The sequence below is a fragment of the Alistipes sp. CAG:29 genome (assembly GCF_000435435.1).
GTDB classification, from domain to species: Bacteria; Bacteroidota; Bacteroidia; order Bacteroidales; family Rikenellaceae; genus Alistipes; species Alistipes onderdonkii.
Map to the genome: position 1 here is coordinate 53,901 of NZ_FR893449.1, position 9,448 is coordinate 63,348.

Consider the following 9,448-nt stretch of genomic DNA (forward strand, 5'->3'; position numbering starts at 1 on the left):
GCACCGCCCGCCGGCCGCAGCCATGCGGCTGCGCAGGCCGTCGTCCATCCCCTCGGCGGGGACGAAGCACAGGTCGAGGATGCCGTCGCGGTGGACGTTCCGCCCGATGGGGAAATGGATGACGCGCTCCCCGTTCGAGACCATCACGATGCTGGCTTCGAAATCGAACGGCACGAACGCCTCCAGGATGCAGGGTACGGAGAGCATCGGCAGCGCACGCGGCACGTCGGCCTCGTCCTTCAACACCAATTGCCCGTGGCCGTCGTATCCCAGCGTACGGGTCTTGAGCACCGCCGGGAATCCGATCTCGGCCAAGGCGGCACGCAGCGACGCCTCGTCGTCCACGGCGGCGTACAGGGGCGTCCGCAGCCCGTTGGCGCGGGCATTGTCCTTCTCGCGCAGGCGATCCTGCGAATCGTAGAGCGGGCGGAAACCCTGCGGGATGTTGTATTTCTTTTCCAGCGGGATCAGCACGCTGCCCGGGACGTTTTCGAATTCGTAGGTCACCACATCGCTGCGGCGGCAAAGCTCTTCGAGCGCCGCGGCATCGTCATACGCCGCCACGATGTGCCCGTCGCTCAGCGCGAACGCGGGGGCGTCGGGCGCAGGGTCGAGGCACAGCGTGCGCGCCCCGAGCAGGTGCGCCTGCTCGACGATCATCAGCCCCAGCTGACCGCCGCCGATGATACCGATCGTTTTCGCCGTCTCTGCCATAGCCGCCTCCCCTGCCGGATTAAAGTTCTGCCGCCAGTACGTCGGCGGTCTGTTTCGCACGGAACGCTTCGAGCCGGGCAGCCAGCTCCGCATCCTGCAGTGCGAGGATCGACACGGCTATCAGCGCCGCGTTCTTCGCCCCGTTGATGGCCGTCGTCGCCACCGGAACGCCCGCAGGCATCTGCACGATCGAAAGCAGCGAATCCAGCCCGTTCAGGGCCCGCGACTTCACGGGGACGCCCACCACGGGGAGCGTGGTCATCGAGGCCACCATGCCCGGCAGGTGCGCGGCACCGCCCGCACCGGCGATAATCACCCCGATACCACGGCTTTTGGCCGTCTTGGCATATTCGCACAGCAGGTCAGGGGTACGGTGGGCGCTCACCACGCGCTTTTCGAAATCGACCCCGAATTGTCCGAGCATGGCGACGGCATCGGCCATCACCTCATAATCGCTCACCGAGCCCATAATAACACCGACCTTCATACCTTTGGTTTTAAGTTTGAAAAAAAGACAGACCGCCACGACACGTATGTCATGGCGGTCTGGTATCTATCTGCGTATTCCGCTCCCGGACACCTGCTGCCCTTGCATCTGCGTACTCCGATCCTGCTGTCGGCACGACGACGAATAGAACGCAGCGGCCTGGCCCTGCTGTTTCTTACGTTCGCGTTGGTCGATTCTGTCGGTAGATGTCATGGGGAGGTGTTCGGATTAACCTAACAATTGTCAAAACAACGCTACAAAAATAGCGCTTTTCAGCCGATTTACAAAATCCCCGGGCATATTCTATTGACAAATTATCGACATTTCGGGATTCCGGCAAAAACAAAAAATCCGCCGCAGCCGGAACCGGCCGCGGCGGATTGACATCGGTTCAACCCGTCCGTGTTATTCGCGGCTGAACGAGTAAGGGGCATCCCCGGGCTCCGTACCCCGCGTGTAATCGGGTTCGGGACGCATCGAGAAGCGGACGCCGGCACCCTTCACGAGGTCGGAATGGCGCAGGAAATTATGCGTATAGGATTTCCCGTCGAACTGCACGGCTCCGATATAACGGTTCTCGGGGCTGTTGTCCGGCGCTTCGAGCACGATCTTATTCCCGTTTTCGAGGTTCACGACGGCCTTGCGGAACAGCGGCGAACCGACGACGTATTCGTCCGAAGCCGGGCAGACGGGATAGAACCCCAGGGCGGAGAAGACATACCAGGCCGAAGTCTGGCCGTTGTCCTCGTCGCCGCAATAGCCGTCGGGGCGGGCCGAGTAGAGGCGATCCATCACCTCGCGCGCCCAGTACTGGGCTTTCCACGGGGCACCCGCATAATTATAGAGGTAGATCATGTGCTGCGCAGGCTGGTTGCCGTGGGCGTAGTTGCCCATGTCGGCCACCTGCATCTCGGTGATCTCGTGGATGCGGAATCCGTAGTAGCTGTCGTCGTAGATCGGCGGCACGACGAATACCGAGTCGAGCATCTGGACGAACTGCTCCCGGCCGCCCATCAGGTCGACGAGCCCCTCGACGTCGTGGAATACCGACCACGTATAATGCCACGAGTTACCCTCGGTGAAGGCGTCGCCCCACTTGTAGGGGCTGAACGGCGCCTGGAACTTGCCGTCCCTGAGGCGGCCGCGCATCAGGCGGGTCTCGGGGTCGAAGACATTGCGGTAGTTCCGGGCACGCGCCGCCCACTTGTCCAGTTCGGCCTGGGGACGGTTCAGTTTCTTCGCCACCTGCAGAATACACCAGTCGTCGTAGGCGTATTCGAGCGTACGTGCCACGTTCTCGGGAATGTTCACGTCGTAAGGAATATATCCCAGCTCGTTGTAGTACTCGTGCCCCCAGCGTCCGGTCGACGCAACGGTCGGGTGCACGTGCTCCGTGGCGTACACCATCGCATCGTAGAGCACCCCGAGGTCTTTGTCGTTCGTGCCCTTCACCACGGCATCGGCCACGACCGAAGCGGAATTGTTGCCCACCATGCAGCCGCGGTGCCCGGGCGACGCCCATTCGGGCAGGAAACCGCTCTCACGGGCGGCGTTGGCGAGTCCCTGCTGGATTTCGGCGTTCACGGACGGGTAAACGAGGTTCACGCGTGAGAGTGAGGAGAAACAGAGTTCGGCAGCGGGAAGAGGCTGCGGAAGGTGTCCCAGAACCCGGTGTCGGTATACATGTAGCCGGGGAGCACCTCGCCGTTGTAGGGGCTGTAATGCACGACCTCGCCCTGGTCGGTCACCTCGTAGAACTTACGCGGGAAGAGCACCGAGCGGTAGAGGCACGAATAGAACGTACGGTACTGGTCGTCCGTACCGCCCTCGACCTCGATGCGTCCCAGCACATCGTCCCAGCGCGCCTGCGCCTTGGACTTCACCGTTTCGAAATCGTCGCTGCCCAGCTCCCGGAGGTTCTGCAACGCCTGCTCGGGAGAAATGAACGACGACGCCACGCTGGCGCATATCTGCTGGCCGCGGCGGGTTGCGAAATGCACCTTGGCCACGGCATGTTCGCCCGTGACGGACTTCTGCCCTTCGGGATAGAGCAGGTTGCTGCCGGGTTTGTATCCGTCCGGGGCATCGGTCAGCTCGATGGCGCTGAACGGCGTATCGAAGCGCACGACGAACCAGTTGCGGAAATTCTCCGGCACACCGCCGCTGTTGCGCGTGGTATAACCGACGATCGTACGGTCGTCGACCATCCCGACCTGCGAACCGCGGTCGAAGGCGTCGATCACTACACCCGACTCCTTCGAGTCGGGGAAGGTGAAGCGCATCATCGCGGCGCGTTCGGTCGGCGTGATCTCCACGCGGATGTCGTGGTCGGCGAGGTAAGTCTTATAGTAATAGGGTTTGGCCACTTCGGACTGGTGCGAAAACCAGCTGGCGCGCGACTCCTCGTCGAATTTGTCCTCCCCGCGCACGGGCATGAGCGAGAACTGGCCGTAATCGTTGATCCACGGCGAAGGCTGGTGGGTCTGCTTGAACCCCCGCACTTGGTGCGCCCCGTAGGCATATGCCCAGCCGTCGCCCATCTTGCCGGTCTGGGGCGTCCAGAAATTCATGCCCCACGGCAAGGCGATGGCCGGATAGGTATTGCCCGTCGAGAGCGAAAAATCCGACTGCGTACCGACCAGCGCCGAAACGTACTCCGAAGGACGGAGGCGCTGCTCCCCGGCCGAAGGACATGTGCACGAAGCGAGTGCGGCGGCGCAGAGGGCGGCAAATGCGATATATCCTTTTTTCATGGCCTTCCGATGTTTAGAGTTCATACCACACTGCGGGTTCGGCACCCATCTCGAATTCGAGCACACCGCCCGCGGCGATGTCGTCGAAGGCAATATAGGGTTTCGTATACGGCTTGCCGTTGAGCTTCACCGCCTGGATGTATTTGTTCGCGGCGGAATTGTTATGCGCCGTGACGGTCAGCACGCCGTCGCGGACACGCACTTCAGCCTTGTCGAAGAGCGGCGAGCCGAAGAAATAGCGGCCCCCGGCGGGTTCGACCTGGTAGAAACCCAGCGACGAGAGGACGTACCATGCCGACATCTGCCCCACGTCCTCGTTGCCCGAAAGCCCGTCGGGCCGGTCGTGGTAGAGCGTCGTCAGTATCTCGCGCACCTTGTCGGCGGTCTTCCACGGCTGACCGATCATCGTGTAGAGGTAGACGACGTGGTGGCTGGGTTCGTTGCCGTGGGCGTACTGACCGATCAGGCCCGAGATGTCGGGCGAGGCGGCTCCCTCGAGCACGGAGCTGACGACGAAGAGCGAGTCGAGTTTCCCGGTGAAGGCTTCCTTGCCGCCGAAACAGCCGATCAGCCCCTCGACGTCGTGCGGCACGAGCCAGGTGTACTGCCATGCGTTGCCCTCGCAGTAGTCGTCGGCGCGGTGTGTCGAGCGGAACGGATTAAAAGGCGTGCGGAACCGGCCTTTCGAATCGAGGCCGCGCATGAAGCGGGTCTGCGGATCGAAGAAATGGCGGTAGGATTTGCTTCGTTCGAGGAAATAGTCGTAATCCGCGGTCTTGCCCAGCTCTTTGGCGACCTGTGCCACGGCCCAGTCGGCGAGGGCGTACTCCATGTCGTAAGCCACCGCCTCGTTGAAGAGGTCGCAGGGGATATAGCCGTATTTCATGCGCAGATCCATACCCCGCTCGCCGAGCATCGCCGACTGCTTGAGCGCCTCGTAGGCCTGCTCCCTGTCGAAGCCGCCGTAGCCTTTGAGCACGGCGTCGGCCAGGGCCGGGATACCGGGATTGCCGACCATGCAGTCGGTTTCGTTACCCATCAGGTGCCATACGGGAAGCTTGCCCTGCTGCCGGTAGATATGGAGCATCGTATTGGCGATGTCGGGCATCTTCTCGGGGTGGAGGATCGTCATGAGGGGCTGGGCGGCGCGGTAGGTGTCCCACAGCGAGAAAGTCGTATAGTTCACGAACGGCGCGGCGCGGTAGATCTTGCCGTCGGAACCGCGGTAGTCGCCGTTCACGTCGCAGAATTCGGACGGGGCGACCATCGTGTGGTAAAGCGCCGTATAGAAAATGCGGCGCGCGGCGTCGTCCGAAGTCTCGATGCGCACCTTTTGCAACTCGGCGTCCCACGCCCGGTCGGCGGCTGCGGCCGTCGCTTCGAAGTCCCAGCCGGGAAGCTCGGCCTGCATGTTCAGGCGTGCATTCTCGATGCTCACGGGCGAAATGGCGACCTTGACATAGATCGTCTCTCCGGCCGAAGTGTCGAAACCGACCCGGCCGTAAAGGCGCTCCGCCCTGAAGCTGTCGCCTTCGCGCAGGCCGCCGCCCTCGCCGCCCTCGTAAATGGCCAGCGACTTGAAGGGTTTGGAGAATTCGGCCGTGAAATAGACCCGCTGGTCATTCGCCCAGCCCGTCGAGTAGCGGTAGCCGCTGATCGTATGGTCGTCGGCACGCTCGATGAAGGTTTCGGTCGGGGCATCCCAGCAGCCGCCGTTCTCGAGGTCGAAGACCACAGCGGCATCGGCCGATGCCGGGAAGGTGTATTTGTGCAGGCCGACGCGCTTGGTGGCGGTCAGCTCCACGTCGATGCCATAGCGGTCGAGCCGCGTGGCGTAATAGCCCGGGCGGGCCTTTTCATTGGCGTGGCTGAAATACGACCACATGCCCGACTGCGGGTCGTCCTCCGTGCCGCGGGCATAGGTCACCTGCCCCACGACGGGCATCACCGTGACGTCGAACAGGTCGCCGATACCGGTGCCGTTCAGGTGTGTGTGGCTGAAACCGATGACCGTCGTGTCGGAAATGTGGTAGCCCGACGTCCAGTCCCACGACTGCGGGATGCTCGTGGGACCGAGCTGTACGGCGCCGAACGGGACGTTGGCGCCCATGAATACATGGCCGTGGCCGCCCGTGCCGATACGCATGTCGACATACCGCGTCAGCGAATCCGTACGAGGTGCCTGCGAGCAGGCCGCCAGAAGCAGGCCTGCGCCGAGAGCTGAGAGAGATTTTAAATTCATAGGGACATATGTTGTTTTTATTTGCGTTCGGGTTGCAATCCGAAAACCAGCCGGCCGCCGCCCACCAGTTCGCCGTGCGAAATGCGGTATTTCTTCAGCGGCCTGCCACCGAGGGTCATCGAGCCGATGTAGACGTCGCCGGCCCCGGAGCGTTCCGTTTCTATAACGAGCTCCCCGGCCGGATAGTATTTCGGGTCGAGCGTAACGGTCACCTTGTCGAAAACGGGCGATGTAAGCGTATAGTAAGGCTCCCCCGGGCAGTCCGGGTAGAAGCCCATCATCGAGAAGACCGCCCACGCCGACATGGTGCCCGTGTCGTCGTTGCCGGGGATGCCGTCGGGGGCTGTCGTAAAGTACCTGTCCAGCAAACGCCGCACCTCGCGCTGCGTACGCCACTCCTCGCCCCGGAAATAGCTGAACAGGTAAGGATAGGCGATGTCGGGTTCGTTCGCCGGGTCGTACAGCCCCTGGTCGAAGACCATCTGCAGCTTGTCGATGAATCGGCGCCTGCCGCCCATCAGCCGGGCCAGTCCGGCCACGTCGTGCGGGACATAGAACGTATAGTTCCAGGCCGAACCTTCGTGGAACCCGGGGACGGGTTCGAAATTCTCGCCCTGGCGCGGGTCGAAGGGCGTGAGGAATTTACCCTCCCTGGTAATCGGACGGAACGTGCCCGACTCGGTGCTGTAATAGTTCTTATAGCCGAGCGAGCGGGCGCGGAACAGCGCCGCGTCGTCTTTTTTGCCGAGCGAGTCGGCCAGCAGCGATAGCGCGTGGTCGGCGATATAGTATTCCAGGGCGTGCGACACGGAGTTGTCGCCCGAAAGGTCGCGGGCGTAGAAGCCCAGCGGCACATAGCCTTTTTCGATGTAGGGGTCGATGTCGGGGCGCATCCTGTTCCGCGCGCCCGGCGTCGTGGCCGACTTGCGCATCGCCTCGTAGGCGGCGTCCACATCGAAATCGCGCAGCCCCTTCATCCAGGTATCGACGATCACGGGGATCGACGGGTCGCCCTCCATGGTGAAGGTTTCACGGCCGTAGAGTTCCCACTTGGGGAGCCAGCCCCACTCCCGGTACATGCCGACCATCGAGCGCACCATCTCCAGTTGGCGTTCGGGGTAGACCAGCGTCAGCAGCTGGTGCAGGTTGCGGTAAGTATCCCACAGCGAGAAGACCGTATAGCGGTTGCCCTCGGCCGTGCGGATTTCGGCGCTCTCCATCGCGGGGTATTCGCCGTTGACGTCGCTCAGCACGTTGGGGTGGATCAGCGCATGGTAAAGCCCCGTATAGAAGACCTTCTTCTGCGCTTCGGTACCGCCCTCGACGCGGATGCGCCCCAAGTCGTCGTTCCACGTGCGGCGTGCGGCCGCGCGAATGTCGTCGAACGAGCGCCCCTGCTGCTCGGCTTCGAGGTTCAGGCGGGCGTTCTCGGCCGACACGAACGAAACGCCCATGCGCACCTCGACCTGCTCGCCCGGCTGCATGTCGTAGGAGAACCACACGCCCACGTCGTCGCCGGCAATGTCCTTGCCGTATTGCGTATAGAGCTTGTAGTTGCCGGCATCCTTGTCCCACTCGGCTTCGACGCCCTGTTTCGGGGGTTGTTTCTTCCAGAACCCGGTGGCCGCGGGGCGTTTCGAGACGCGCATCACGAAATAGACCGGGAACACCGCCTGCGGGTTGTAGCAGAACGTGCCCAGCAGTTTCATGCCCTCGACCTCGGTGTCGCTCACGCGGCGCACCCAGGCTCCCGACTCGTTGGTAAGCCCCTCGCCCAGGTTTAACAGAATATGTCCCGTACCCTCCGGAAAGGTATAGCGCTCGGCCGACGTGCGCGGCGTGGCCGTCACCTCGGTGCGGATACCGTACTTGGTCAGCAGGTTCGAATAGTAGCCCGGCGAGGCCGTCTGGCCGGTATATGCGCTGCCGTAGTTGCGGTAATCGACGTCCAGCGCACCCGCCGTCGGCATTACCAGCAGCGAGCCCAGCTCGGGGCATCCCACGCCGCTCAGGGTGACGTGTGCAAAGCCCGTGAAGAACTTGTTGCGGTACTCATAGGGCGCCGACCACCACCGGGCGTCCTTATCGTAGAGGTTCTCGTCGGAGCCCATCACATTGAACGGCACGACCGACATCATCCCGTTGGGGCATACGGCGCCGGGGTTGGTCGTCCCGAAATTGGTCGTCCCGATGAACGGGTCGACCCAATCGGCAGGCTCCTGCGCACGCAGCGGTGTCGAGAAAACGGCTGCGGCGAGCGCAGCAGTTAAGAGCGTTCGTCGCAGCGGCATCAGCGTATATTGTTTTTGCGGGTGAAGTCGATGATCTCCGGGATATAACCGAAAGCAAGCCCCGTAACCGTGTCCGCACACCCGTAGTAGACCGCAACGCGCCCCGTCGCGGAGTCGTGCAGCGCCGCGCAGGGGAACGTCACGTTCGGCACGTCGCCCGTGCACTCGTACGTCTCACGCGGGGAGATCAGGTACGGGCCGCTGCGCGCCGTGACTTTCCACGGCTCATCCAGGTCGAGCAATGCCGAGCCGAACGCATAGACGTAGCCGTTGCACGAACGGAGCACCCCGTGGTAGAACAACAGCCACCCTTCGCTGGTCTCGATGGGCACGGGCCCCGCGCCGATCTTCATGCACTGCCAGGCCGAAACCTCGAACGCCGCGGGCGACATCACGTGGCGGTGGCGTCCCCAGAACTCCATGTCGGGCGACTCGGAATAGAAAATGTCGCCGAACGCCGTATGCCCGTTGTCGCTCGGACGCGAAAGCATCGCGAATTTCCCGCCGATCTTGCGGGGGAACAGCACGCCGTTGCGGTTGAACGGGATGAAGGCGTTTTCCAGCTGGTGGAACGTCTCGAAATCCTCCGTCCACGCCACGCCGATCGTCGGGCCGTGGTAGCCGTTGCACCACGTCACGTAGTATTTGTCCCCGATCTGAGCCACACGCGGGTCGTAGCCGTAGACCCACTCCGAGATCTCGGCGTCGCCGCCCACCAGGTTGAAGTCCTCCTCGCGGATGTCCCAGTCGATGCCGTCCACCGAGAAGCCCGCATGGATGCGCATGCGGCGATTCGTGTCGTCGCAGCGGAAAACACCCGCATAGTTGTACTTGCCCTTCTTAAACGGCACGACCGCCGAATTGAAGACCGAGTTGGAGGTCGAAAGCGCGTCGCGCCCGATGATCGGGTTGGCAGAATAGCGCCACATAACCTCCTTGCTCCCCGCGGGACGCTCTTCCC

5 protein-coding genes and 1 pseudogene are annotated in these 9,448 nt (G+C 62.7%); all 6 read right to left on the minus strand.

Annotation, left to right across the window (positions count from 1 at the left end):
* On the minus strand, window positions 1–714 hold a 714-nt coding region (locus tag QVP03_RS05085), incomplete at its 3' end, for an ATP-grasp domain-containing protein (protein WP_288210652.1).
* Window positions 715–733: 19 nt separating this feature from the next.
* Window positions 734–1,201 carry a 5-(carboxyamino)imidazole ribonucleotide mutase gene (purE, locus tag QVP03_RS05090; protein WP_018695103.1) on the minus strand — a complete coding sequence of 156 codons (468 nt, stop codon included), beginning with the start codon at window positions 1,199–1,201 and terminating at the stop codon, window positions 734–736.
* 405 nt (window positions 1,202–1,606) lie between these two features.
* Window positions 1,607–3,954, minus strand: a pseudogene (locus QVP03_RS05095) (GH92 family glycosyl hydrolase).
* A 13-nt stretch (window positions 3,955–3,967) separates the two neighbouring features.
* Window positions 3,968–6,196: a GH92 family glycosyl hydrolase gene (locus tag QVP03_RS05100; protein ID WP_022332489.1), complete on the minus strand. Its 2,229-nt coding sequence runs from the start codon at window positions 6,194–6,196 to the stop codon at window positions 3,968–3,970.
* A gap of 17 nt (window positions 6,197–6,213) precedes the next feature.
* A complete protein-coding gene (locus QVP03_RS05105; RefSeq protein ID WP_022332490.1) occupies window positions 6,214–8,487 on the minus strand; it encodes a GH92 family glycosyl hydrolase in 2,274 nt (757 codons plus the stop codon).
* Window positions 8,487–9,448 (minus strand): glycoside hydrolase family 130 protein (locus QVP03_RS05110; RefSeq protein WP_288210653.1); only part of this gene is annotated, 962 nt, incomplete at its 5' end. The genes QVP03_RS05110 and QVP03_RS05105, both read right to left, overlap by 1 nt.

Coding starts and splice junctions, on each gene's coding strand:
- purE (WP_018695103.1), bottom strand. CDS start 1,201: ATGAAGGTCGGTGTTATTATGGGCTCGGTGAGCGATTATGAGGTGATG.
- QVP03_RS05100 (WP_022332489.1), bottom strand. CDS start 6,196: ATGAATTTAAAATCTCTCTCAGCTCTCGGCGCAGGCCTGCTTCTGGCG.
- QVP03_RS05105 (WP_022332490.1), bottom strand. CDS start 8,487: ATGCCGCTGCGACGAACGCTCTTAACTGCTGCGCTCGCCGCAGCCGTT.